This is a genomic window from Roseibium sp. TrichSKD4 (assembly GCF_000148725.1).
Lineage (GTDB): Bacteria > Pseudomonadota > Alphaproteobacteria > Rhizobiales > Stappiaceae > Roseibium.
Map to the genome: position 1 here is coordinate 258768 of NZ_GL476304.1, position 24192 is coordinate 282959.

A 24192-nucleotide genomic window follows, 5' to 3' on the forward strand; every position below is an offset into this window, starting at 1 on the left:
GACCTGTGTGCCATGCTTTTCCTCCCACCGTCCGCCCGACGGTTTGACACTTGAGTTGACCAAGTCACGGCCGGTCTCCTGGCTTGCGGCTCAGCGCGGCACCTGCCCCTTCCCAGCCTTTTTGAAAAGCCAGTGGGCGTCGCAGGTCGCTCACCGCCAACAGTTGCGGGGGCAGCTTCGGAATTGCAAGGACAGCCCTCACGCACCGAATTCCCGTTTCTTTTCCGGCACAACGCGCACCGAAAAACCGTGACCGTTCGTGTTTATAAGGTCTTGAGGCGCGGGACAAGGAACTTCCGTTCAACGCCGAAACATTGATAGCGCGTGACCTAAAACCGACATGGGCATCCGCTTTTCCGCTTTCAGCACCGCTTCACGTGCCCTGCTCGCTAAATCAACAAATAATTAACACTCTGAAATATCGATGGTTTTCCACAATCCACATATCGATTCATCATTTGACATAAAAAAATGAAATGGGGGCTTGGCAAACCGGCAAAGCGTTTGTTATACGCATCTTCATCGACGGGGGCGACGCATCGCCGAGCCCCGCATGGTTGATCCCTGATAGCTCAGTTGGTAGAGCAAGCGACTGTTAATCGCTGGGTCGTAGGTTCGAGTCCTACTCAGGGAGCCATACTTTTTCCGCGAAAATCAATAAGTTGAACGTTTCGGTGTCTGCACACTGAGATTTTCGTATTTAATGCTGATTTTACCTCATTTGACATTTTCTATGAGCTGAGCGACGTCAGGTTTCCGACGATGCGCAAGTATGATGCGCTTGCGATCACCTCGGTAGCCAATGAGGTTTCTCTATGTCCAAACCCCTTTCCGGAATTCGCGTTCTTGATCTGACCAATGTGCTGGCAGGACCCTTTGCCTGCCATCAGCTTGTCCATATGGGGGCTGAGGTGATCAAGGTGGAAGCCGTTGGGCGCGGGGATCTTGCCCGTCAACTTGGCGCGGATCCTGATCTTAACAAGAAGAATATGGGCGTCTCTTTTCTCGCACAGAATGCTGGCAAGAAATCGGTGACGGTCAATCTGAAAAAACCGGACGGCAAAGCCCTTTTTGAAAAGCTGGTGGCGACTGCTGATGTCTTGGTGGAGAATTTCCGCCCTGGAGTCATGGACCGCTTGGGTGTTGGATATGAGGCGCTGAAGCAGATCAAACCTGACCTGATATATTGCGCTATTTCGGGCTTCGGGCAGGACGGCCCCTGGGTGCACCGCCCTGCTTACGATCAGATCATTCAAGGCGCGTCAGGTGTCATGTCGATTACCGGGAACAAGGAGAGCGCGCCCTTGCGGGTCGGCTACCCGATTGCGGACACGGTCGGCGGGATGACGGCGGCCTTTGCAATCGCCGCTCAACTCAACGCAAGTCCGCGTGGCGCGTTTCTTGATGTGTCCATGCCGGAATCAGTTCTGGCGACAATGGGATGGGTGGTATCCAACCATCTGATCGCTGGAGTGGAGCCATCTGCAAACGGCAATGAAAACCCGACCTCCGCACCCTCAGGCACTTTCGAAACGGCTGAAGGTCTCATCAACATTGAGGCCAACAAAGATGAACAATGGTTGCTTTTGACCGACCATCTGGGTCTGGCCACCTTACGTGATCGCCCCGAGTACAAGACCCGAGAGGATCGCAAGGCCAACCGCCTGCAGCTCAAGGCAGATCTGGAAACGGCCCTAAAATCACGGTCTGCACGGGAATCGGCAAAGGATTTGAACCGGATTGGCGTTCCTTCCGGCGCGGTGTTGAGTGTTCCGGAAGTACTGTCGATGCCGCAAGTCGCCGATCGCGGTTTTCTTGCCCATTTCGAAGATGTGCCGGGAGTTGGGCGTGCCATTGATGTGGCAACGACCGGGTTCAAAGTGGATGGCTCTGCACCCAATGTTGGTTCTCCTCCACCACAATTGGGCGAACACAATGACGAGATCTGGGCTGACCTCGGTGTCAGCGCCAAAGACCTCGCAGCTTTGAAAGAAGGCGGAGCAATATGAGCGGCACGAAAAAAGATGTTTCGGACTGGTGGTCTACGTCCATCATCGACATGGCTCCGGGGCAAATCCGGATGCGCGGTACGCCAATTGAGGAACTGATTGGCAACGTCTCGTTTACGCAAATGATCTGGCTGATGACGCGCGGCGGATTGCCAAGCGAGGCTGAAGCGCAGCTATTTGAAGCAGCTCTTGTGGCAGCCGTCGATCATGGCCCGCAGGCCCCTTCGATTGCTGCGGCCCGCATGGCTATCACCTGCGGGCTTGGCCTAAACGGCGCAATGGCCTCTGCCGTCAACATGCTGGACGATGTCCATGGTGGTGCAGGTGAACAAGCCGTTGAACTCTATCACATGATTTCAGCGCGCCTTGATGCTGGTGAAGAAGTGGAAGCGGCAACAAGCGCTGCACTCGATCACTGGCAAAGCACGTATGGCAAGTTCATTCCGGGCTTTGGACATCGGTTTCACAAGCCGGAAGACCCACGTGCACCGCGCCTTTTGGGGCTTGTTGATGATGCGGCTCAAGCTGGAAAAGTGACCGGTCAATTTGCTCACATTGGACGAGCCATTCAATCCGTCTTGAACGCACGCAAAGGCAAACCGGTTCCAATGAATATCGACGGGGCCACAGCGGTCATTTACGCAGAACTTGGCTTCGCACCGCCCCTCGCTCGCGGACTGTTTTGCTTGTCCCGGTCCGTCGGCATTCTGTCTCATGCATGGGAACAAATGAACCAGGGCGGTCGCAACAAAGGCCCAACACCACCTGCCTATCGGTGGACCTATACTGGCCCCAATCCGATTGAAAACAATAACTAGCTCTCCAGCTTCAAAGCCTCCGCAACAAATTCTTCGGGATCAGCGGTAAAGGACTGGTAGAGTTTAAAGTGCGTCGTTTCGCGAAAATCGGTTTCCTGCAATCCAAATCTGGTCATTTCGAGCAACGTCGCATTCGGTAAGGCCATCAAGATCGGCGAGTGCGTCGCCATGATCAGTTGCGCGTCAGCAGCTTCGTTCATTCGGTTAAGGATAGACAGCAACTCCATCTGTCGACGCGGCGATAGAGCACTTTCCGGTTCATCCATGAAGTAGATTCCGCGACGAGACAGACGCTCTTCGAAAAATCTGATGAAGCCTTCACCATGGCTCCAGGAAAGATAATCTGGTGGAGGCCCGCTCAATGGCTCTCGGGCTGCTTCGTCCAAATACCGTGCGACGGAGAAAAAAGATTCAGCTTTGAAAAACCATCCACTTGTAACTTTAGGCAACCAAGCAGCGCGCATCACTTCGCCCAAGCGGGCACCGCTTTTGTCAAGCGCTATAGAATGATCAACGGGCCGGTATCCTTTGCCACCCCCAGATTCGTCATATCCACAAAAGCCCGCAATCGCTTCGATCAACGTGGATTTTCCAGTCCCATTTTCGCCAACAATAATGGTCACGGGTGTTGTGAAATTTAGTTCGAATTCCTGATCCTTGATCCAAGGCAGGTCAAAGGGATAGCCGGATTGTTTTGCCAAGAGCCTCTTATCGATAGATACTTTCTTCAAAAATGGCGCAAATAAACTGCTTCCTGTCTTACGGCTACCCAAAACAAAAATCCTCTATATTTCAAATTATTATTCAATCCTGCAAAATGGCGCTTTGCCATTCACTGACGAAGCTTCGGCGCTTGAACTTGTCGAGATAAACCAAAAGACCCGGCCCCAAACGTATCCGCCGCAGGCTGTTTTCATCGACCTGACCATTTGACCCACCGAGTTGCAACAGGGATGGCCCGGCTGCATTGGTTTGTGCGATCAGGTGATCAATAAAAAGTCCTGCAAGATCGGTTCGCTTGGCGGTTACTGGTATAAGGGCCGTCCGGAGCATGACGGTGATGAAATCGCTCGGCAAAACAAGCGTGAAGGCCTCCTGATCCGTCCGGTTCATGGCATAGCTGCCAAGCACATTATAGGCGATGGCCAGTTCGCCAGAGACCACCGCATTGATCATTGTTGACGATGACGCATAAAGCTGAACATCCAGCAAGCCCATCACTTCCGACAGCCGCCAATAGGTTTCAGATGTGCGGGCATCTTGCGTGGCAAACAGGTATCCAAGGCCTGATTTGCGGACATCATATGTTCCGACCCTCCCCTCAAATACATCCGGGTTTTGCCGGAGAACGGACAAGAGTTCTTGCCGACTTCTTGGAATAGGCAGGTTTTCAAAGGCTTTGGTCGACAACACAATTGCAGCGGATTCCTGCGTGAAAGCGAACACGAGGTCTCCCCAATTGGCCCACCCCGGCAACGCTTCTGTTGCAGGAGAGGAATAGGAGATCGCCAACCCGTCATTTGCCAATTTGGTTTGAAGGTCCATGGCGCTAGAAATAACCAGATCGTAGGACTGCGCTTCTTCAAAAATTGCCTTCATCACTTCCGAAGACGAAGCCACCGTGTAGTCCACGGCAATAGCTGGATTGTCCGCGAGAAACGGCAGGAGCATGGGGCGAATGAATGCAAGGTCTGCCGTAGAAAGCACGCGCAGGACATCCTCGGTCTCCGCCGCCCCGAAGCGCGACTGCTCTTCAATCTCAAAGGCCTTGACCGGCCCAAGGACCCCAACAATTACAAGCAGGGAAAGGATAAGGTAACGCACGCTCCGCCTCCCGGTTTGTTATTGTAGTTGAGCGTGCCGTCATGCGCCCGCACAACTTCATCAACGATGGTGAGACCCAATCCTGAGCCAACAATTCCGGCGACATTGTCGCCCCGTGCATAACGCTTCAACAAAGCGTTGTCCGGATCATCGGGAAAACCCGGGCCAGTGTCCGTGACAGTCAGAGTAGCCGTTTGTTCGGCAGTATGAACGCTCACCTCCACCTGCCCCTCCGAACCGGAGTACTTGATGGCATTATCAATGACATTGCGCAGCGCATTCTGGATCAAAATGCCGTCACCGATGACCACCGCAGGCTCAAGCTTCGCAGCGGACAGATCAACATCCCGCAGTTCCGACATCGGGCGTAAACTCTCTACCAGGTCAAGCACCAGCGCTGGCAGATCGACTTGCTGTTGTTCAAGATGATCGGCCCGAAAGGTCACCATGGCATGATCAAGCAACTGCCCCGCAGAGCGCGAACTTTCATCAATCGCGCGGATCATTTCGCGCACGGTTTCACGGTTTTCCGGCTTCTCCACCCGTCGCAAGGTTGTTTCTGCACGTGTCCTCACCACCGCCAACGGGGTGCGCACCCGATGCGCGGCTTCAGCAATAAACTCTTCCGATTCGGCCAGCGAGTGTTTCAGTCGGAGCATGAAACTATTGAGAGATGTTACCAAAGGCGCCATTTCCGACGGCACGGGAGCCTCGACCGGTCGCAAATCTCTTGGCCCTCGACGTGACACAGAGGCGGCTAATCTGTGCAGAGGACGGGTCGCACTTTTGGCTGCGATTGTTGCCAAGAGCGCAGTGAGGAGAAAGAAACTCACACCGATCAGGAGGGAGACCAGAGAGATGCCCGCCAGCTTCTTGCGCTGTCCGTCCATGGTTTGGGCCACAGAAACGGTCAGCTTTCCAGCCTCACTGCCGAGAAAAATCGGGCGCTGCAAGGTGGCAAGGCGAATGTCCTCGCCGCGAAACTGGGTTGATTGAAAAACCTGAGCAGATCCTTCTTCAAGGCCAGCGACGGGTAAATCGCCGTACCCGGACAAAAACTCACGACCCAGCCGGATTGCATAATAAACGCGTTCATCAGAGGCGTTTCCCAACATTGAGAACGCTGAATACGGGACGTCAATCATGATCTCGCCATCCACCACCGAGGCGTTGTCAAGGATCGATGTGGCAGAGGCAATCAGGATGTTGTCGTGACTTTCCTGCGCGATCTGGCGGGCGACAGACTGGACCACGAAGTAAAGCAGCACCGCGAGGAACGCCGCTCCGATCAAAAGCAGGGTGATCAACCGCCGATGGATTGAACCGCGAATGTGGACGTAAGCTGACATCAGACTTCCAGCTTGTAGCCAAGACCGCGGACGGTCACGATGTTCGCAGCAGAAGCAGAAAGGTGTTTGCGAAGCCTGCCGACATAAACTTCAATCGCGTTTTCCGACACATCTTCATCATAGGAAAACAGCCGGTCGACCAGTTTGGATTTGGAAAATATCTGTCCTGGTGCGTTGATGAAGATTTCAAACAAGCGGAGTTCCCGGTTCCTCAGTTGGATTTGTTCCCCGGCGACCTGCAATGTTCCTGCAAGTGTATCGAACTTCAGATCGCCACGGGAAATCCGATTGCCAGACGCGCCACCCTTTCGGCGTAAAACGGCACGGCACCGGGCCTCAAACTCCGAAAAGTCAAATGGCTTTACGATATAATCGTCCGCGCCTAAATCGAGCACACCAACTCTGTCTGAAACTTCAGAACGGGCGGTCAGGACGATCACCGGCGTTGCGTTTTCGCGCCCTCGGTGGTCGGCGAGAAACGTGCGGCCATCCCCATCCGGTAACATGATGTCCAAGAGGATCAGATCATATTCCGCTGTCGCACAATGCGCACGCGCATCTGCAAGACACGGCGCAAGATCCACGACATGCCCGTCCAGACTCAGTCGTTCTACAATGGCACTAGCCAGCTGGACGTTGTCTTCAATCAGTAAAAAACGCATTTCTGTGCGTCCGTGTCAGGTTTGTGTCAGCTTCTTCCATCAAGGTCGCTATTCTTGGTTGGTTCCAACCGCCCCTGTCAATTGGGAGGAAAACATCATGCCTTTGAAACTAGGCCGTCGTACGTTCATCGCTGCAGCCGCAGCACTTTCTTTCACATACCCGAATTTTGCATCTGCAGCCGATCAGGTTGTTGATGAAATTCACTTCCTGATCCCCGGCGGTGCCGGTGGTGGCTGGGATGGTACAGCACGTGGTACCGGCGAAGCATTGACCAAATCCGGCCTCGTTGGACAAGCTTCTTATGAGAACATGTCTGGCGGCGGCGGCGGTAAGGCAATTGCCTACCTCATAGAAAACGCTGAAAGCCTCGACAACACGATGATGGTGAACTCCACCCCAATCGTGATCCGGTCTTTGACCGGCGTGTTTCCGCAATCTTTCCGTGACCTGACGCTCGTAGCAGGCACCATCGGCGATTATGCAGCCGTGGTTGTTGGCAAAGACAGCCCTATCAACTCCATGTCCGATCTGGTTGCAGCCTATAAGGCTGACCCGTCCAAGGTCGCGATTGGTGGTGGCTCTGTTCCTGGAGGCATGGACCACCTTGTGGCAGCCATGGCCATGGAAGCTGCTGGCGAAGATCCAACAGCGTTCAAATACATCCCGTATGATGCAGGCGGCAAAGCCATGGCCGGCCTTCTGTCCGGCGAAATTGCAGCCCTGTCCACCGGTTTTTCTGAGGCTGTTGACCTTGCCAACGCTGGCGAAGTCAAGATCATCGGCGTAACTTCCGGCGAGCGCGTTCCGGCTTATCCGGACGCACCGACCATGAAAGAGCAAGGCCTCGATACCGAGTTCGTCAACTGGCGCGGGTTCTTTGCAGCTCCTGGTCTGGATGCCGCCAAAGTTGCGGCCTATCAGGATGCGATTGCCAAAATGTACGACACCCCTGAGTGGGAAGAAGTGCGTGCGCGCAATGGCTGGGTCAACATCCATAACCCGGGCGATGACTTCAAGGCGTTTCTGGAAAACCAGGAAAAGCAAATCGGCGATCTGATGAAGAAGCTGGGCTTCCTCTAAGCTGATCTGACCTTTCAGGCGCGCCCGGTTTTCCGGGTGCGTTCTGCTATCTCACAAAAACAATAATCAATCGCAGGGGGAGCATCATGGCGCTCGATCGATGGATCGCGTTGATTATTTTGATCATCTGCAGCATTTACGGCTACACAGCCTTTTTCACCATGGACGCCGGATTGCCGCCCTTTATGCAGCGCAATCCCATGTGGCCCTCGACCTTCCCGAAGGTCCTCTCGGTTCTCGCAATCATTACCTCGCTCATCGTTCTACTGGGTCTTGAAAAAGGGAATGGCGAGGAAAAGGCACCGGAAATCAACTATCGCCGTTTGACCGACTACAAGCTGGGCCAAGCTTTGATGCTGCTCGGATTGATGGTGGCGTATGCGCTGTTTTTGCGTCCCGCCGGGTTCCTGATTTCGACCACCGTGTTTCTCGTGGCAGGCGCCGCCATTTTGGGCGAACGCAAAATGCACATCCTGATCCCGGTTGGTTTGGTGGCTGCAGGTAGCATCTGGTATCTGGTGCAAGAAGTACTCGGCATTTTCCTGCGGCCATGGCCGTTCTTCATGATCGGAGGCGCGTAACATGCTTGAAGGTATTCTGATCGGCGTGGGAAGCGCGCTTTCCGTAACAAATATCCTGATGGTGATTGGTGGCTGTCTGATCGGCACATTCATTGGAATGCTGCCGGGCCTTGGGCCAATGTCAATTATCGCCATCATGATCCCTGTCGCGATCACAATTGGCGATCCATCCGCTGCCCTTATTCTGCTGGCAGGCGTTTATTATGGTGCCATTTTCGGTGGCTCTACATCTTCCATCCTGATCAATGCACCGGGGGTTGCCTCTACCGTTGCAACATCATTCGACGGTTATCCCCTCACCCGTCAGGGCAAGGCAGGTAAGGCTCTCACTGTTGCTGCCATCTCCAGCTTTGTTGGAGGTACGGTTGGCGCAATCCTGCTGATGATTTTCGCGCCGATGTTGGCATCGGTCGCCCTGCTGTTCCATTCAGCTGAGTACTTCGCGTTGATGGTGGTTGGGCTTTCGGCCATTGCCGCATTTGCCGGAACCGGACAAGTCGGCAAAGCCATGTTGATGACGCTGCTTGGCTTGATCATGGCAACGGTTGGCGAAGGCGCGCTCTTCAACATGCCCCGCTTCACCATGGGCGTGATGGATCTTCAGTCCGGCTTTGGCTTCATTACACTTGCAATGGCTATGTTCGCGCTTCCGGAAGCTATTTTCCTTATTCTGGATCCCAATCGTTCCAAGACCGGTTCGAGCAACGAGATCAAGGACCTGCGCATAACCAAGGAAGAAGCCAAGTCGATTGCTCCGGTCATAGGGCGTCAATCCATTCAGGGCTTTCTGGTTGGTGTTCTGCCGGGTGCCGGAGCAACAATTGCGAGTTTTCTCGGCTATGCGGTTGAACGCAATATTGCGAGCAAGGAAGAACAGGACAAGTTCGGCAAAGGCTCCGTCAAAGGACTGGCTGCACCGGAAGCTGCCAACAATGCCGCCTGTACTGGCTCATTTGTTCCGCTGCTCACGCTTGGCATTCCGGGTTCCGGCACAACAGCGATCCTTCTTGGTGCCCTGATTGCCCTGAATGTGACCCCCGGCCCTCGCCTCATGGTCGATGATCCTCAGATCTTCTGGGCGGTGATCATCTCCATGTATATCGGCAATGTGATCCTTCTGATCCTGAACCTGCCGCTTATCCCGTATATCGCCAAGGTTCTTGCGGTCCCACGGAACTATCTGATCCCCTTCATTTTGTTCTTCACCTTGATGGGAGCCTATATCGGGCAGAACAATGCGACCGAACTGTTGATCCTTGTCGGGTTCGGAGTTTGTGCGACTATTCTCAGGTTTGCGGACTATCCGCTTGCCCCTCTGCTCATCGGCTTCATTCTGGGCCGGATGCTGGAAGATAACTTCGCACGCTCCATGCAGCTTTATGACGGGTTCAGCTTTGTCTTAGAGCGGCCAATGACAATGGGACTTTTGGTTCTCGCTGCCATTCTGGTTGTTCTTCCAAGCTACCGCGCCCGCCGTGCGCGGCTGCGCGCAGAAGGCACAGCAGACGGCGATTGATCCCGCTGTCCTGAATTTATCCAACGCCAATAGCCGATGTGAGGTTTGTCCATATCCCTCACATCGGCTATTTCATCTTCAAGGGAAACAGGCTTCTGTGACCCCAAACACTGGGGACGCAGTGCGCGTCAACGCACTTTCCGTAAAGTTTGTTTGTAACGCGATTTTCCATCGCAATGAATTTCGCGTGATTAACCTATTGAGGTTCTTTTATTTTTTCCAAGAACGCCCAAATCATTAACACTAGCACCACATTTTAAGGTGGATTTGTCCGTTTTAATACACTCATCGCACGAAATGTGGTGCAATAATGGCAAGATCATGGCGCAGTTGCTGACTGGAAATTAGCCAAAAAGAGCTAATTCCTGAGCACCTTAACCATGGAACACAATGGTTGTATTGGCCTCGGGAGGCGTGAAATGCACCAGAATATGAAAGCCACAGGACTAGCATTGGCAGCCGCGCTGTTTATGACAGTGCCAGCTGCCGCGTATCAAACATCTCAGGAAACCATTGCCCTGCCGCATGACGATCTGTCGGTGACAGTGGCAGCCGCCCCGGACACCGGAAAAGGTCCACTTGACGAGGACATGTCGATCTGGGTTGGTGAAATAGAGCTCAACGGGCGCAATGTTCTTTGGGTGGAGCTGATCGACGCCTATGGCGAGGTCATTTATGATGCGGAAGTCAGGTCGAATGAAACGCACCTCCTTCCAGATGGCCGCGCAATTGTCGTGCGATCCAATATCTCCAAGACGTCAATTGTCAAACTTCAGACAGATCGCGTTCCGGCCGATCAGGCAGCTTTTATAAGCCGTCAGGTGGTTCAAGTTGCCGACACCGGTACATCGGTTGAATTTGTTGAAACGCCGTCTGAGGCAGAAGACGGCTCGCTTTTGCTAGAAGCAGCTCGGTTCGGCGAGAGCCTTTGGGCGAGTTTTATCGGATTCTTTTCCTCGGCAGCCGACCGTGTCCAAGTCGCCTGGAACTGGATGTTTGAACCGACACAAGCCTGATACCGCGCAGTTGCATCAGGACGATTATCAAAAAGTGGCCTGACCATTGGCGGGCCATTTTTGTCTTCCCCTCACCCTCCAGATTACATGCAACTTTTTGCATGATCCGGTTTAACAGTTGCAGCGTATCTGTTTTGTAATTGGCTCATGGCTTTGACACTGCACGGTGTTTTCGGCCCAAGCTGCAAGATGAATTTAAAATAATAAGGACATGCCATGCGGATCGCCGTCATTGGCGCCGGGATTTCCGGCAACATTGCAGCACGAGCCTTGAGCGCCCAGCACGACGTTGCAATCTATGAAAAACGAGACCGACCCGGCGGCCACAGTGCAACAGTCGACATTGAGTATGATGGTGTCTCGATCAGTGTCGACACCGGTTTCATCGTCTACAACGAACTCAACTATCCCAACTTTACGGCGCTTTTGAACCATCTCGACGTGGCTACAGAAGCCAGTGACATGAGCTTTGGCTTTTCGGCAGACAATGGCCGGGTCGAGTGGGCAGGCAGTTCGCTCAACACGATCTTTGCACAGCGTAGCAACCTCATCTCGCCGCGCTTCTTGTCCATGTTGCGGGAGATCCTGCGCTTTAACAAAATAGCTGCCGATGATCTCGCCAACAACCAACTTGGCGCTATGTCACTGGGCGATTATCTGGACGCAAATGGTTTTTCCGATACCTTCGCAAATCAATATCTTTTGCCAATGGGCGCAGCAATCTGGTCGACCCCTATAGCGGAGATGAAAGACTACCCAGCCGAGAGCTTCATATCGTTTTTTGAAAACCACCGCCTGATCCATTTTGACCGCCCAACCTGGCGTACGATCAAAGGCGGCAGCCGCAACTACGTGTCCAAACTTTTGGCTCCATTTCAGGACAAACTCCGTCTCGGGGCCGAAGTGGTCGGTATTCGGCGCGAAAATGGTCTGGTCCATATCAAGGATGCGGCCGGACACAGCGACACGTTCGACCATGTCATCCTCGCCAGTCACACAGATCAAAGCTTGGCGATGCTGGAAGATCCGAGCGAGGAGGAACGCTCGCTCCTCTCCAGAATGCGCTATCGCCCCAACACGGTTTATCTGCACCGCGATACACGGTTGATGCCAAAACGCGAGCGTGTCTGGTCGTCGTGGAATTTCATGGCAGATACCAAAGCCGGAGCTACATCTGATGTGACCGTCAGCTACTGGATGAACCGCCTGCAAAACATCGATCCATCCAAACCCTTGTTTGTGACGCTGAACCCCTCTGAAGCTCCGGCCGATAACAAGACTTTCGCGCAGTTTACATATGACCACCCGCAATTTGATGCTGCGGCCCTTTCCGCCCGCAAGCAGCTGGAAAAACTGCAAGGTACGAACAACATCTGGTTCTGTGGAGCGTGGGCCGGAAGCGGTTTCCATGAAGACGGGATTTCATCCGGACTGCGCGTTGCGCGCGCCCTAGGGGCTGACGCACCTTGGGAAGCACCTGTCGAATCTCAGGTTCTGGAAGCAGCCGAATGAGTAAGGTCACCCCCGAACAGCAACACGGCAACGGGGCGGATGCCCCGGAACAAGCCGGTTTGTATGTCGGCAAAGTCATGCACCAACGGATGAAACCGAAAGCGCATCGGTTCACCTACGATGTGTTCAACTTACTGCTGGATATTGACCACTTGCGCGAGATTGGCCGGCGCAGTCAGTTTTTCTCGGTTGGTCGGTTTAATCTCATTTCGTTCAACGAAAAGGACCATGGGCCGCGGGATGGCTCTTCCCTGCGCGAGCACATTGATAAACTGCTTGATGCAAAAGGTGTCGAACGTCCTGAAAAGGTGATGATCCTCGCCTACCCACGTATCCTTGGCTATGTGTTCAATCCATTGAGCGTTTATTATTGCTATGATGGACGCGGCGACGTGACCGCTCTGGTTTATGAGGTGCGCAACACGTTTGGTGACCTTCATACTTACGTTTGCCCGGTTACGGATGCAGAGCTGAGTGAGGCCAGTATTCGGCAGACACAGTCAAAGGACTTTTATGTGTCGCCTTTCATCGACATGGAGCAGACCTACCATTTCCGCATGGTTCCGCCGAGGGATGGTGTCCGCGTCCGTATCCTTGAGACCGACGCAGATGGTCCGCTGTTATCAGCAACGTTTTCCGGTGAACGCCTGACGTTCACATCCTCTAATCTCCTACGCCTCTTCTTCAAAGTGCCGCTTATGACCATGAAGGTCATGGCAGCCATTCACTGTGAGGCGTTCAAGCTGTGGCGCAAGCGCCTGAAATTCCACTCGCGAAACCAGATTGCTGCCAGCAGCCCTGCTGCAAGGAAAGCAACAAACAGTCAAATGATGACCGGGTAATCCAATGAGCGTTATTGATAGTTTTGAGACACTTTCACCTGTGTGGCTACGACCAGACAATGCGCGCCATGAACTGGCCAGTCTGCCACGAGTTGCCCGCATGGGCTTCAACTTGCTGCTGTCGCTGAAATATGGATCGTTGGTCGTCTGCCTGCCCAATGGCCGCACTTATCAAATCCGCGGCGCGGAGCCCGGACCGGATGCCCATCTAAACATCGATGATATGCGATTTGCCCGCATGGTCGTTCAATCCGGCGATGTTGGCGTCGGTGAAGCCTATATGGCGGGATATTGGTCCTCACCCGACATCACGACGTTTCTGGAACTCTTTTGCATCAACCGGGATGCGACTGTTGAAGCGCTGAAGGGACGCCCGGTCATGCGGCTCCTTTTGTCCTTGCGACATTGGCTGAATGCAAACACCAAACGCGGTTCAAAACGCAACATTTCAGCTCATTATGATCTTGGCAATTCCTTTTATAAGGAGTGGCTGGATAAGACGATGACCTACTCCTCCGCCCTTTATGAGGATGGAACACAGTCTCTGGAAAGCGCCCAAAACGCCAAATACGCTTCGCTTGTCAAAGGAGCTGATATTCAACCAGACCATACGGTTCTGGAGATTGGCTGCGGTTGGGGTGGCTTTGCAGAGTTCATCGGAAAGGAAGTTGGAGCCAAGGTAAAGGCGCTGACCATCTCTCAAGAGCAGTATGATTTCGCACGCGAGCGGACTTTCAAGGCTGGCCTTAACGAGAAGGTTGATGTGTGTTTTCAGGACTATCGCGATGAAACCGGAAAATACGACCGGATCGCATCCATTGAGATGTTCGAAGCGGTGGGTGAAAAATATTGGCCGACATACTTTGAAAAGCTGTCTTCCTGTTTGAACCCCGGTGGTCGCGCTGGTCTTCAGATCATCACCATTCAGGATCGGATGTTTGACGATTATCGCAGTGGGACAGACTTCATTCAGCGTCACATTTTCCCGGGCGGCATGCTGCCTCCGCCGACAAAGCTCGCGAATATGGGCGCTCATTTGGGCCTGCATCTTAAGGCAGAACGCATTTTCGGGCAGGATTATGCGCGCACGCTGGCAGAATGGCGCGAACGCTTCCATGACGCTTGGCCACGGATCAAGCCACTTGGTTTTGATGATCGCTTCAAGCGGCTGTGGGAGTTTTACCTTCACTATTGTGAAGCCGGGTTCCGCTCTGAAAACATAGATGTCCGCCAATTGGTCTATGTAAAAGCTTGATAGTCTGAATCAAAAAACCGGCTCAAGGGCCGGTTTTTTTTGTCTTTTTGCTCCAACCGGTGCTTTTTGAAACGGCTTTAAAATACAGACTGTAAGGCAACGCTTTCAGGAACTTGAGCTGGCGAACGAACGGTTTGGGAAACGCAATTTCAAAAGCCTTGGGATCTTTCAACCCCTTGATGATTTCGCCGACAGCCTCATCTGCGCTCATCAAATAGGGCATTGGAAACGGATTGGACTTCGTCGCAGGCGTATCCACAAAACCTGGATTGATGATCTGAATTCGGATACCAGCCAGATCAAGGTCGAACTTCAAGGCCTCGGCCATATTGATCAGCCCCGCCTTTGTTGCGCCATAGGCTGCAGACGTTGGAAGACCCCGATATCCTGCGACAGATGCGACAACACCAATCTGCCCCTTGTGCCGCTGCTTCATGCAATCAATGACTGGCAACAAGGCGTTGACCGTACCCTTCAGATTGACATCAATCGTGCGGTTCCATTCCTCCACACGGCCGTTCAGTCCATCTTGCGGCAGATAGACACCCGCATTGGCTATCAGGAGCGCAATCGGCCCGACGTCTTCTTCAATGGATGTGACGATCGATTGCATTTTCTGAGCGTCAGTCACATCTGCGGGGAAAGCAACGATTGAGCCGCGAAAATCCGACGCCTCAGTAACCATTTCCTGCAGTGCATTTTCTGAACGAGCTGTCACTGCAACGCACCAGCCATCCTGCGCAAGCTTAAGCGCCAAGGCACGGCCAATCCCCGAGCTTGCACCTGTTATCCAGGCACAGCCATCAGCAGATCGAGCAACATATTGATGTAATGACAAGATATCCTCCGGTTTTTGGTTCTTATACGAACGACCGGAGGGGATCAGATTGCTTTAATTACGAACAAACGGATTGAGGAACCGGCCAACGAGGCCGGTCAAATGCAAGCGACCTTCTGTTACCGCAAAACAGATGCAGTCTTCACCATCATCATCGGCAACCGGGCTGTGATCCACGTCGTGATCGGCAAAGGCAATATCACCGCGCACGTAATGCCCGTCCGCATCCTTGAACCCGCCTTTAAGGACGAGGGTCAATTCGGTGCCATCATGCGTGTGTGACGGCATGGCACGCCCCCGGCGCACCCAGAGCAGGTTCACATTGCAGCCATCGATCTCGCCAAACTTCACTTCGCGAACGCCCGGCAAAAGCGTTTTCCATGGAAGCGACTCCAAAGGCCCATCTACAATGCTCTTCAGGCTCTGAGGCAAATCCACATCGTCATTGGCTGCATTCGCAGTTTGGACCGAAATAGGATCGCTCGGCGCTGAAGAAAAAATTGCTTCAAGTGCAGCGTCTCGGTTGGACAAGGACACCGGTGCAGTTTCTTCAAGCACCTGACCAGCCAATGTTTCCAACGACGTAACAAAACCACGATTGGCGCCGGATAATTCCAGATGAGCGCCCACCAAAGCATGCGTGGGAGATGCGAGTGTTCCAGCAGCATAGCCAGCCAGCAACTCATCCATCCCGGTTACATTTCGTTCCATGTCTACACTCATTCCAGCCAACCGGCCAATCTCCCTCAAGCGATGTTCAGGCAGCATTCGCAAGGCTTACGCGAAGATCACTTGATCAGATCAAACCGCCTCGACTTTTATTCTAGTTTGTTTTGCCAGACAATCCATAGCCGCAGCGGAACAAGCAAAAGATCACTTTCAATGGACAAGCGCATATACAAGGCAGTTCTGCTTGATCCTTCGGGAAAGGGCGATTAGCGTCGCCGCAAAATCAAATCTTCAAATGGGACCTGCTTCATGCCCCTCCACGCTTCTGTCATCGACGCAATTGGAAACACGCCACTTATACGGCTCAACGCCCTGTCAGATGAAACAGGCTGTGACATTTATGGTAAGGCTGAGTTCATGAATCCGGGCCAGTCCGTCAAGGATCGCGCGGCCCGCCACATGATTTTGGAGGCGGAAAACCGCGGTGACCTGAAGCCGGGCGGCGTTATCGTGGAAGGAACGGCTGGCAACACCGGCATTGGCCTTGCACTTGTTGCAAGTGCTCGCGGTTATCGAACAGTGATCGTGATTCCGGAAACACAAAGCCAGGAAAAGAAGGACATGCTGCGCCTATGCGGTGCTGAACTTTTGGAGGTCCCGGCCCTGCCCTTCAAAAACCCCAATAACTATCAGCATGTTGCGCGCCGGTTGGCGGAAGAGCTGGCAGCGAGTGAGCCCAACGGTGTTCTTTTCGCCGATCAATGGAACAACATGGACAACCGCAAAGCCCATTTTGAGACCACAGGTCCGGAGATCTTCGAGCAGACCGGCGGAAAAGTAGACGGCTTTATTTGTGCCGTCGGCACCGGCGGCACCCTGTCTGGCGTTTCTTCCTACCTCAAAGACAAGAAGCCCGATGTCGCCATCGGCTGCGCTGACCCCTTGGGTGCAGCGATGGCGAGCCTGTTCTCGACCGGCGAAGCCAAGGCCAGCGAGGGCGGATCCGTCTCCGAAGGTGTCGGACTTGGCCGCTCCACACCGATTGTTGAGGCTGCCAAGGTTGATCATGCATGGTCGATCTCGGACGATGAGGCTCTTCCACTCGTGTTCGATTTGGCCGAAAAAGAAGGTCTTCTGCTGGGTGGTTCGTCTGCCATCAACATCGCCGGTGCTCGGCGTCTTGCGCAAGAGCTCGGCCGCGGCCACACCATTGTGACGATCCTCTGTGACCATGGAACGCGCTACCAGTCCAAACTATACAATCCGGAATTCCTGCGCTCGAAAAACCTGCCGGTCCCAGCTTGGCTCGAGCAAAAGACTGCGCTCGAGGCTCCAATTGTCTGAGTAAGGCCTTCTCCCAATGACCGTCCAACCGACGTCCACACCGGAAGACCTTACGGGTAGAAGTCTGCTGTTTCGGACGTTGGTTGAAGACGCAAACTTTCTGGACATGATTGCCAACAATCTCGGCCTTTTGGCCGGCCTGTTGCTGGTCATCTACGTTCTTGCGTTTATCTGCGCGGTCCGGGAAATCATGAACAGCCGAACGTCGCAGGGCACGATTGCCTGGCTCTTGTCGCTGTTTTTCATTCCCTATGTCACGGTGCCCCTCTATTTCATTTTCGGGTGGCGGTCATTTTCAGACTACAAGCATATCCAGCACCGGTTGGGCCGCTTGCAGCGAAGCAAACGCGCTGAAGACATGCAGTTGGTCGACCGGCATGAGACCCGGGATTGGCAAGTCCTGGCACGCATTGCGAACCTGCCGTTTTTATCGGGCAACAATGCTGACCTGCTGATTGATGGTGATGCGACCTTCACCTCCATTTTTGAAGGCATCGCCGCTGCACAACAGAGCATTCTGGTGCAGTTTTTTACCGTCCGCGATGATGAGCTTGGAAATCAACTGGCGGACGCCCTGATAGACCGGGCCAAAGACGGTGTCCCTGTCTATTTCCTCTTTGACGACATCGGCAGCCGAACGCTGTCCAACCGCTATATCAACCGTCTCAGAGCCGCTGGAATTCATACCTGCGGGTTCAATGAACACCATCGGTATCTTCGCTTGTTGGGCCCAATGCGTCTCAACTATCGCAATCACCGCAAGATCGTGGTGACCGACTTTGTTCACGCATGGGTGGGCGGACATAATGTTGCCGATCAGTATGTCGGGAAGTCCAAGCGCTTCGGTCATTGGCGCGACACGCATGTGAAGGTGTCCGGTCCGGCAGCCCTTGCCTGTGCCCTTTCCTTTTCCGAAGATTGGCTTTGGGCGAGTGGGCAGAAACTGGTTTTTCCGAAAGCCAAGGAGCTGCCGCGGCCGGGGGACGAACCTGTCCTCGTGATGCCAACCGGCCCAGCTGATGAGCTGGAAGAATGCTCGATCGCCTTTGCCGAGGCGGCTGCGCGGGCGCGTAAACGGCTCTGGATCGTAACGCCGTATTTCGTCCCGTCACTGGACGTTCAAACCGCTCTTTTTGCCGCGGCCATGCGCGGCGTTGATGTGCGCGTACTCCTGCCTGAAAAGGCAGATCACCGGATCGTCTGGCTTGCCAGCCATTCACACGCGGATCTGATGGTTCGGCGCGGTGTGGTAGTCTATCGATATCGGGATGGCTTCCTTCACCAGAAGGTGACCTTGGTAGATAACGAACTCTGTTCTGTTGGCACAGTCAATTTCGACAATCGCTCATTCCGGATCAATTTTGAGATAACCCTCTGGTTCACCCACTCCCGCATGATCGACAAAGTTCACGCGATGCTGGAAGAAGATTTTTCCAATGCCCGCCAAACCGGAACCGATGATTTGGCCAACCGGAGCTATGCATTCCGTGTGTTGGCTCAAGCTGCAAATCTCCTCTCGCCAATTCTGTAAATCCGTGAAAGGGTGCCGGGTCTTTTTCGATTTATTCCGGGTGTCTTGTGTTTGACTTTCTGCCTTCCCTCGCTGTCCTGCTGACATTCTCAGCTGCCTCCTTAGTCCTGATTCTGGCACCGGGGCCTGACATGGCCCTGTTTCTGGGCAAGACCATCGCCCATGGCAGATCTAATGGCTTTGCTGCTGTTCTGGGCGCTGCAACAGGTGTCGTGGTTCACTCGGTTCTTGCCGCTCTTGGGGTGTCCATTTTGTTGGCGACTTCAGAGACAGCCTTCTTTGTTCTCAAGGTGCTTGGCGCAGGCTATTTGGTCTGGCTTGCTTACCAATCCATTCGCCATGGAACCAATCTGGTTGTTGAGACTGGAGAAACGGAGCGCGAGACCGCATTGGGCAGCTGGTTTCATGGTGTCTGCATCAACCTGTTGAACCCAAAGATCGTATTGTTCTTTGTGACGTTCTTGCCGCAGTTCATTCATCCTGCTGATCCGAACGCTGCGGCCAAGCTTTTGTTTTTGGGTCTCTATTTCACTCTGCTGGCAACGCCAATTTGTTTTGCAATGGTGGCCTGTGCCTCACAATTGGTCACAACACTCAAACGCTCGCCTCGAATCTTGCGGGTTTTTGATTGGGGGATCGCGGGCGTGATGGGAACTTTTGCGATCAAATTGCTGGCAACTCAGGCAAGCGGTCGCTGATCGGTAAATCGCCCTTGCAGCATTGATCTTCAGCTGGTCAATTATGCCAATCAGAATCCCAAGAGGTGCCCATGACACATCCGCTTTTTCGCGACGATGCCTATTTGCGCACATGTGATGCAGAGGTGGTCGACATAAATGATCGCGGCGGACTTATTCTTGATCGAACAATTTTTTATGCCACGGGTGGCGGCCAACCTGGAGATACCGGGTACTTGGAACTAGATGGCGGCGAACGTCTCGACATCGCGGCAACGGTATATGATTCAGATCGAACCACGATCATCCACGTTCCGGTAGAGGGCAGCCCGTTGCCAGAGATTGGGGCCAAAGTCGTTGCCCATCTTGATTGGCAACGGCGCTATCATATGATGCGCGTGCATACAGCGCTTCATCTTCTGTCCGTTGCGCTTCCCTTCCCTGTGACCGGCGGCCAGATCAGCGAAGGTGAAGGCCGCCTTGATTTCGATATGGGCGATACCCAACTCGACAAAGAAGACATTAAAGCCAGATTGGCGGACCTTGTTGCTGGAGACCATGAAGTGACGACCGAATGGATCACCGACGAGGAACTTGATGCCAAACCGGACCTCGTCAAAACAATGTCGGTCAAGCCACCTCGAGGCTCTGGCCGTGTCCGTCTGGTCCGCATTGGCGCTGATGTTGATCTTCAGCCTTGTGGCGGCACGCATGTGACACGCACCTCGGAGATCGGGACAGTGGAACTTGGCAAGAGCGAGAAGAAGGGCAAGCAAAACCGCCGCGTCCGTATCCGGCTCGTCGATTGAGGAGACACACATGCGCCTGTCTGGGAGCTGCCACTGCGGATCGGTTCAGTTTTCGGTTGAAAGCGGAACTTACTATCCCTTCAACCGCTGTTATTGCTCCATCTGTCGCAAGACAACTGGCGCTGGCGGCTATGCCATCAACCTGAAGGCAGATGCCAACAGCCTTGACGTTGAGGACAAGGAAAACGTCAAAAAAGTCTACCATGCGCATATAGACGGAAAGGCAAGTCCGGCTGAGCGCCACTTCTGCAGCAAATGTGGGTCCCATCTCTGGTTATGGGATCCCCGTTGGCCAGACCTTCTTCATCCACTGGCCGCAGCAATTGACACCGACCTGCCAAAGACACCCGAAACCGTTCACCTCATGCTCGGGTCCAAGGCAAGCTGGGTCGATGTTCCCGACGGGCCTGATCACAAACATTTCCCCGAATACCCGGAGCACTCGATAGACGAGTGGCATCGCTTGCACGGATTAAAGGAAGGCGAAACCGAATGACAACTCCCTCTCCTATCGTCTCGACAGATTGGCTTGCGGCAAACCTTTCTTCGCCCGATCTTATCGTCGTTGACGGCTCTTGGTATCTGCCGCAGATGGGACGCGATGCAGACGCTGAATATTTGGAAGGCCATATCCCCGGTGCAATTCGGTTCGATATCGATGAAGTCAGTGACCCAACTTCCGGCCTCCCACATACCTTGCCCGCCCCCCATGTGTTTGCATCCAAAATGCGCCGACTTGGAATTGGTGATGGCGCGCGCATTGTCGTTTATGATGGAATCGGTCTGTTTTCAGCCCCACGGGTGTGGTGGATGTTCAAGGTGATGGGCGTCGAAGACGTCTACATTCTCGATGGCGGAATGCGAAAATGGAAAGCGGAAGACCGCCCACTAGAGGATCTTCCGGTCAAGCGTCCTGAAAGGCACTTTACAGCGCGCCTAGACACCAGCGCGCTCGCCGATATCAATGACGTTCTGAAGGTGGTTGAGAACGGCTCTGCACAAATCCTCGATGCACGACCTGCCGGACGGTTCACTGGAGAAGACCCGGAACCGCGCGAAGGCATGCGATCAGGTCACATGCCCGGTGCCCACAACCTCCCCTTCAATCAACTGATGCAGGAAGATGGCACGATCAAATCAACCGACGAGATCTCCAACATGATCATTGACGCCGGTCTGGATTTGACCAAACCGATCATCACGTCATGTGGCTCCGGTGTGACGGCAGCAGCTCTCACACTTGCACTCACTCTTTCCGGAGCGAAAAAGCTGAAGCTTTATGACGGTTCCTGGAGCGAATGGGGCAGCCGAGAAGATACACCCGTTGCGACAGGCGCCACTGAATAAACACAAAAAGCCGCCCGATTGAAGCGGCTTTTTCCGTTGGAACAATTGAACGTGTTACTGGCGAACCAACTTTGCCAGCAGGTTACCGCTGCCATCAACGAGTTCCAGCGTCGTCTTGTTCGCGGTGTAACTGCGGGCCTCATTCAAGGCAGATAGGAATGCATATTCCTGTTTCATGACGTCGTCCGGGCATAACTTTTTGGTCGTTGCCAATGGACCAAAAGAGACGGTGTCCCGATCTCCCTCCATCTGCCCGAGAATGTTGTTGCAGCCGCCTGAACCGCTGACTTGGCCGTCATGTTTGATACCCAAGGTCGATTGCACTTTTGCATTGACCGGTTCGCCGGCAATTTCTTCAGCTTTCCAAGTGCCAACCAGCACTACGGGCGCAGTTCCGTTCGCGCGCACCTGAGGAAGGCTTACCGCCACGCTGAGCGCCAAGGCTGACAAGGAAAACGCGCCCCACTTCAAAAATCGATTGGTCATTTTGTAAATCCGTATTTGCTGCCAATACCCTTCGGCTTGCGCCACTGCTGCAATCTAAATCGCTAATCTCGTCGAGCATAAGGCAAAAAAGTGAAATTGCTGAGCCGATGTTGTGCTCCTTGTCGCAACTTATCGTGCCCCAAATTCCGGTTTTCGCAAACTTCGGTTTTTGGCCTCTACCAAAACGTGGATGGAATTCTCCGGGCAACTCCCATTTCCATACATAACGTAAGTTGTTATTGTTAGTAGCAACTTACCAAGTTTAGAATGTCTTTCAGTGAGATATCGTGACACAGACTTTCGATACACTAAATGCCATCTTCTCTAAAAAACCTGACTAAACTCATTCCGAACGGTAAAAACGTAAGCGTCGTAGCAAGAGAAATCGGGATTGATCGAACTAAGTTTGCTCGCTACCTCGCCGGCACAGCATTGCCTCGGCCCGAAGCCCTTTCCCGAATATGTGACTATTTTGACGTCGATGCGCGGATCCTGACCCAATCTCTAGAAGAAATCGCAAGCGCTGACGCTGCCAAGCAAATTGCCAACAGCACTTTGGAGGAACTCGGCTTTTCACTCTCGCCAGTAAGCCGCTCAATGTTGCCTGATGGTATTTATGCAGAGTGGAAACAATGCCTTACCAATACTGGGATGTTTCGCCTTCATTTAATTTCGGTGCGCAGTTCGAGAGGCGCTAGGGTTCTGCGAGCAAAAGTCCCTACCATTCCTATGGGCCGCGAGCGCTTCGCGCGCCCAATGGTATCGTATGTTGGCCCAGCTTTCGACGCACCGGACGGCTTTATGGTGTTCGATCAAGGACAGGCTGGAACGACCCGTGCAATTGCTTTTACGGTCTACAAAAAGCTCGATGCTCCGACCAAAATGTTCCGTGGTTACAAGTTAAGTGCCATGACCTGGCACACAAGACGCCACACATTTAACGGAGGATTGGTTCTGGAGAAACTTGGACCAGATTTGGGGTTGATCAAGAAAATTGCTCGCCTGCCTATAGAACTGTGCCCCGCTGAAGTTCCAGACCACATTCGAAAGTACTTTGACGGTTACGCATCTCAGGCTGCACCGCTTTAGTCGCTGTAGGAACCAGACAAAAAAACGGCCCCGGACATGTCCGGGGCCGAATTTTGTAGTCAGTGGTCTTCGCCTGATCAGTGATGAAGGATCTGGCTGAGGAACAGTTTTGTCCGCTCATGCTGCGGATTGGTGAAGAACGGCTCCGGCTCGTTCTGCTCCACGATCTGACCTGCATCCATGAAGATCACGCGGTTGGCGACCTTCCGGGCAAAGCCCATCTCGTGAGTTACGCAAAGCATGGTCATGCCTTCTTCCGCAAGACCAACCATCACGTCCAGCACTTCCTTGATCATCTCCGGATCAAGCGCTGATGTTGGCTCATCAAACAACATGATCTTCGGGTTCATACACAAGGACCGTGCAATCGCCACACGCTGCTGCTGACCACCAGAAAGCTGGCCGGGATATTTCATGGCCTGCTCTGGGATCTTCACGCGTTCCAGATAGTGCATCGCGATGTCTTCAGCTTCCTTCTTGGGCATCTTGCGAACCCAGATCGGAGCCAGCGTGCAGTTTTCCAGAATGGTCAGATGCGGGAAGAGATTGAAGTGCTGAAAGCACATGCCAACCTCACGGCGGATCTCGTCGATCTTTTTCAGATCATCGGTCAGTTCGATTCCATCGACTACGATGTTACCGGCCTGATGTTCTTCCAGACGGTTGATGCAACGGATCATCGTGGATTTGCCGGAACCAGATGGTCCGCAAATAACGATCCGCTCACCGCGCATGACCTTCAAATTGATGTCCCGCAAGACGTGAAAGTCACCGTACCACTTGTTCATTTTGGTGATTTCAACCGCTACATCGGTATCCGACACCTGCATTTTTGAGCGATCTGGCGTGTAGTCGTCGCCTATGTTTGTCGCGTCAGTCATGAGTTTTAACTCCGAATTCTTATCCAGAGCCGGGCGAACCGATCAGGCCGCCCAGC

24 protein-coding genes, 1 tRNA gene and 1 riboswitch are annotated in these 24192 nt (G+C 53.5%); of the genes, 17 read left to right on the plus strand and 8 right to left on the minus strand.

Annotated features, from left to right (window positions below; all coding sequences use genetic code 11):
- Positions 1 to 50: 50 nt before the first annotated feature.
- Positions 51 to 267, minus strand: a riboswitch (cobalamin riboswitch).
- Between the two features lie 294 nt (positions 268 to 561).
- From TRICHSKD4_RS04155 to TRICHSKD4_RS04165, 3 genes are all read left to right on the plus strand, one after another.
- Positions 562 to 637, plus strand: a tRNA-Asn gene (locus TRICHSKD4_RS04155).
- Positions 638 to 815: 178 nt separating this feature from the next.
- Positions 816 to 2009: a CaiB/BaiF CoA-transferase family protein gene (locus tag TRICHSKD4_RS04160; RefSeq protein ID WP_009466179.1), complete on the plus strand. Its 1194-nt coding sequence runs from the start codon at positions 816 to 818 to the stop codon at positions 2007 to 2009.
- Complete coding sequence (locus TRICHSKD4_RS04165) at positions 2006 to 2827, plus strand: citryl-CoA lyase (protein ID WP_009466180.1); 822 nt, start codon at positions 2006 to 2008, stop codon at positions 2825 to 2827. Before TRICHSKD4_RS04160 ends, TRICHSKD4_RS04165 begins: the two co-directional genes overlap by 4 nt.
- Here TRICHSKD4_RS04165 and TRICHSKD4_RS04170 read toward each other — a convergent pair.
- The 4 genes from TRICHSKD4_RS04170 to TRICHSKD4_RS04185 are packed head-to-tail and all read right to left on the minus strand — an operon-like array spanning position 2824 to position 6662.
- Complete coding sequence (locus TRICHSKD4_RS04170) at positions 2824 to 3600, minus strand: AAA family ATPase (protein WP_009466181.1); 777 nt, start codon at positions 3598 to 3600, stop codon at positions 2824 to 2826. The two genes, TRICHSKD4_RS04165 and TRICHSKD4_RS04170, sit on opposite strands and share 4 nt — an antisense overlap.
- A 31-nt stretch (positions 3601 to 3631) precedes the next feature.
- Positions 3632 to 4651, minus strand: a complete 1020-nt coding sequence (locus tag TRICHSKD4_RS04175) for an ABC transporter substrate-binding protein (RefSeq protein WP_009466182.1) — start codon at positions 4649 to 4651, stop codon at positions 3632 to 3634.
- On the minus strand, positions 4621 to 6000 hold the full coding sequence (locus TRICHSKD4_RS04180; RefSeq protein WP_009466183.1) for a sensor histidine kinase: 1380 nt from the start codon (positions 5998 to 6000) through the stop codon (positions 4621 to 4623). Before TRICHSKD4_RS04180 ends, TRICHSKD4_RS04175 begins: the two co-directional genes overlap by 31 nt.
- A complete protein-coding gene (locus TRICHSKD4_RS04185; RefSeq protein ID WP_009466184.1) occupies positions 6000 to 6662 on the minus strand; it encodes a response regulator transcription factor in 663 nt (220 codons plus the stop codon). Before TRICHSKD4_RS04185 ends, TRICHSKD4_RS04180 begins: the two co-directional genes overlap by 1 nt.
- Before the next feature lie 97 nt (positions 6663 to 6759).
- Between TRICHSKD4_RS04185 and TRICHSKD4_RS04190 the strand changes: the two genes are divergently transcribed.
- The 7 genes from TRICHSKD4_RS04190 to TRICHSKD4_RS04220 all read left to right on the plus strand — a co-directional run bounded on the left by TRICHSKD4_RS04190 (position 6760) and on the right by TRICHSKD4_RS04220 (position 14465).
- Positions 6760 to 7743: a tripartite tricarboxylate transporter substrate binding protein gene (locus tag TRICHSKD4_RS04190; protein ID WP_009466185.1), complete on the plus strand. Its 984-nt coding sequence runs from the start codon at positions 6760 to 6762 to the stop codon at positions 7741 to 7743.
- Between the two features lie 86 nt (positions 7744 to 7829).
- On the plus strand, positions 7830 to 8324 hold the full coding sequence (locus TRICHSKD4_RS04195; RefSeq protein ID WP_009466186.1) for a tripartite tricarboxylate transporter TctB family protein: 495 nt from the start codon (positions 7830 to 7832) through the stop codon (positions 8322 to 8324).
- Position 8325: 1 nt separating this feature from the next.
- Positions 8326 to 9840, plus strand: coding sequence for a tripartite tricarboxylate transporter permease (locus tag TRICHSKD4_RS04200; RefSeq protein ID WP_009466187.1), 1515 nt, complete (start codon positions 8326 to 8328; stop codon positions 9838 to 9840).
- 419 nt (positions 9841 to 10259) lie between these two features.
- A complete protein-coding gene (locus tag TRICHSKD4_RS04205) occupies positions 10260 to 10856 on the plus strand; it encodes a hypothetical protein (RefSeq protein ID WP_009466188.1) in 597 nt (198 codons plus the stop codon).
- Positions 10857 to 11072: 216 nt separating this feature from the next.
- Positions 11073 to 12368 carry an NAD(P)/FAD-dependent oxidoreductase gene (locus tag TRICHSKD4_RS04210; protein WP_009466190.1) on the plus strand — a complete coding sequence of 432 codons (1296 nt, stop codon included), beginning with the start codon at positions 11073 to 11075 and terminating at the stop codon, positions 12366 to 12368.
- Positions 12365 to 13210, plus strand: coding sequence for a DUF1365 domain-containing protein (locus tag TRICHSKD4_RS04215; protein WP_009466191.1), 846 nt, complete (start codon positions 12365 to 12367; stop codon positions 13208 to 13210). The genes TRICHSKD4_RS04210 and TRICHSKD4_RS04215 overlap by 4 nt, the downstream gene beginning before the upstream one ends.
- A gap of 4 nt (positions 13211 to 13214) precedes the next feature.
- Complete coding sequence (locus TRICHSKD4_RS04220; protein ID WP_040616153.1) at positions 13215 to 14465, plus strand: cyclopropane-fatty-acyl-phospholipid synthase family protein; 1251 nt, start codon at positions 13215 to 13217, stop codon at positions 14463 to 14465.
- A gap of 22 nt (positions 14466 to 14487) precedes the next feature.
- On the opposite strand, the gene TRICHSKD4_RS04225 is transcribed toward TRICHSKD4_RS04220, so the two are convergent.
- Both TRICHSKD4_RS04225 and TRICHSKD4_RS04230 read right to left on the minus strand, forming a co-directional pair.
- Entirely contained in the window at positions 14488 to 15303 is an 816-nt protein-coding gene (locus TRICHSKD4_RS04225; protein WP_009466193.1) for an SDR family NAD(P)-dependent oxidoreductase, read from the minus strand.
- Between the two features lie 54 nt (positions 15304 to 15357).
- A complete protein-coding gene (locus TRICHSKD4_RS04230; protein WP_009466194.1) occupies positions 15358 to 16014 on the minus strand; it encodes a ChrR family anti-sigma-E factor in 657 nt (218 codons plus the stop codon).
- 267 nt (positions 16015 to 16281) lie between these two features.
- On the opposite strand from TRICHSKD4_RS04230, the gene TRICHSKD4_RS04235 reads away from it, so the two are divergent.
- From TRICHSKD4_RS04235 to sseA, 6 genes are all read left to right on the plus strand, one after another.
- Complete coding sequence (locus tag TRICHSKD4_RS04235; protein ID WP_009466196.1) at positions 16282 to 17316, plus strand: cysteine synthase A; 1035 nt, start codon at positions 16282 to 16284, stop codon at positions 17314 to 17316.
- Between the two features lie 16 nt (positions 17317 to 17332).
- Positions 17333 to 18847, plus strand: a complete 1515-nt coding sequence (cls, locus tag TRICHSKD4_RS04240) for a cardiolipin synthase (protein ID WP_009466197.1) — start codon at positions 17333 to 17335, stop codon at positions 18845 to 18847.
- Positions 18848 to 18894: 47 nt separating this feature from the next.
- Complete coding sequence (locus TRICHSKD4_RS04245; protein ID WP_009466198.1) at positions 18895 to 19545, plus strand: LysE family translocator; 651 nt, start codon at positions 18895 to 18897, stop codon at positions 19543 to 19545.
- A 71-nt stretch (positions 19546 to 19616) separates the two neighbouring features.
- Positions 19617 to 20333, plus strand: a complete 717-nt coding sequence (locus TRICHSKD4_RS04250; RefSeq protein ID WP_040616155.1) for an alanyl-tRNA editing protein — start codon at positions 19617 to 19619, stop codon at positions 20331 to 20333.
- Between the two features lie 10 nt (positions 20334 to 20343).
- On the plus strand, positions 20344 to 20829 hold the full coding sequence (locus TRICHSKD4_RS04255) for a GFA family protein (RefSeq protein ID WP_009466200.1): 486 nt from the start codon (positions 20344 to 20346) through the stop codon (positions 20827 to 20829).
- A complete protein-coding gene (gene sseA, locus TRICHSKD4_RS04260; protein ID WP_009466201.1) occupies positions 20826 to 21680 on the plus strand; it encodes a 3-mercaptopyruvate sulfurtransferase in 855 nt (284 codons plus the stop codon). The genes TRICHSKD4_RS04255 and sseA overlap by 4 nt, the downstream gene beginning before the upstream one ends.
- Before the next feature lie 54 nt (positions 21681 to 21734).
- Here sseA and TRICHSKD4_RS04265 read toward each other — a convergent pair whose 3' ends face one another.
- Entirely contained in the window at positions 21735 to 22166 is a 432-nt protein-coding gene (locus tag TRICHSKD4_RS04265) for an META domain-containing protein (protein ID WP_139051955.1), read from the minus strand.
- 312 nt (positions 22167 to 22478) lie between these two features.
- On the opposite strand from TRICHSKD4_RS04265, the gene TRICHSKD4_RS27910 reads away from it, so the two are divergent.
- Positions 22479 to 23255 (plus strand): helix-turn-helix transcriptional regulator, encoded by a 777-nt coding sequence (locus TRICHSKD4_RS27910; RefSeq protein ID WP_009466203.1) that lies wholly within the window; start codon positions 22479 to 22481, stop codon positions 23253 to 23255.
- Positions 23256 to 23332: 77 nt separating this feature from the next.
- On the opposite strand, the gene TRICHSKD4_RS04275 is transcribed toward TRICHSKD4_RS27910, so the two are convergent.
- The gene (locus tag TRICHSKD4_RS04275) at positions 23333 to 24136 is read right to left on the minus strand and encodes an amino acid ABC transporter ATP-binding protein (protein ID WP_009466204.1); all 804 of its coding nucleotides are present in this window, start codon (positions 24134 to 24136) and stop codon (positions 23333 to 23335) included.
- Positions 24137 to 24192: the final 56 nt, after the last annotated feature.